This is a genomic window from Azoarcus sp. Soil_N_20, assembly GCF_057656155.1.
This window is the reverse complement of record NZ_JBDGKX010000047.1, coordinates 1-969: the sequence shown is the minus strand read 5'-3', so window position 1 is coordinate 969 and position 969 is coordinate 1. Positions and strand designations below refer to the sequence as shown.

Sequence of the window (969 nt, the reverse complement as noted above, 5' to 3'; positions counted from 1 at the left end):
ACCGCGGTGTTGAGCGGGGCGCCGCGTTCCTTCCAGTCGGGGAAGAGCTCGGTGAGCGCGCGCGGGTCCATCACCGCACCGGACAGGATGTGGGCGCCGATCTCGGCGCCTTTCTCGATCAGGCACACCGAGATGTCCTGGCCTTTGGCCTCGGCCTGCTGTTTGAGCCGGATCGCGGCGGCCAGGCCCGCGGGGCCGCCACCGACGATGAGGACATCAAACTCCATGGATTCGCGTTCCATCCCGTTCTCCTTTTACCTTAAGCTTTATTTTGGTATGCGATTCGTGCGGGCCACAGTGTAATACGAGCCTGCATGGGATCGACGTCCGCTGCGTGTCCCGAGCTTCCGGATTCTAAGACATACGGCCCCGTATGGTAAATTCCTTCTGCACCGGATTGCACAACAAGGGAGACGACGAATGACCATGGAACGCAAGCTGATCCTGACCACCCACATCCCCGTCCGCTGGGGCGACATGGATGCCTATGGCCATGTGAACAACACGGTCTACTTCAGGTACTTCGAACAGGCGCGGGTGGAGTGGGTCGAGCAGCAGGGCTCACGGGTGAGTCCGGAGGAGCCCGTCGGCGCGGTCATCATCAACGCAAGTTGCACCTTCTACATGCCGGTAAACTATCCGGCCACGGTGATCGTGAAGATGTACGGTGGCGAACCCGGTCGTACCAGCCTGATGACCTGGTACGAACTGTTTGTCGAGGGTGACGACCGGCTGTACGCCGACGGTGCGGCAAAGGCGGTGTGGATGGACACGCGCACCGGCAAGTCGGCACCTTTGCCGGATACAATCCGGGCGATGTTTGGCTAATAAAAACTAAATCAATTGGATATCGGGCAAGGAGACAGGAATGAGTATGGAGCTTGACCAGCCTTTGTGGACCCCGTCCGCGGCGCGCATCGAATCCGCCAACGTGACCGCCTTCCGGCGCGACGCCGAGCACCGCTGGGG

Annotated in this window: 2 protein-coding genes; one reads left to right on the top strand and one right to left on the bottom strand. The window is 60.8% G+C overall.

Annotated elements, in window-relative coordinates:
• A partial coding sequence (locus AC3A35_RS27800) for an NAD(P)/FAD-dependent oxidoreductase (RefSeq protein ID WP_487439792.1) occupies positions 1–242 on the bottom strand: 242 nt, incomplete at its 3' end.
• Between the two features lie 178 nt (positions 243–420).
• Here AC3A35_RS27800 and AC3A35_RS27795 point away from each other — a divergent pair.
• Complete coding sequence (locus AC3A35_RS27795; protein WP_487439791.1) at positions 421–828, top strand: acyl-CoA thioesterase; 408 nt, start codon at positions 421–423, stop codon at positions 826–828.
• The last annotated feature ends 141 nt before the right edge of the window (positions 829–969 follow it).

What these genes read in the sequence shown, in the direction of transcription:
- AC3A35_RS27795 (WP_487439791.1), top strand. Translation starts at nt 421, where the DNA reads ATGACCATGGAACGCAAGCTGATCCTGACCACCCACATCCCCGTCCGC.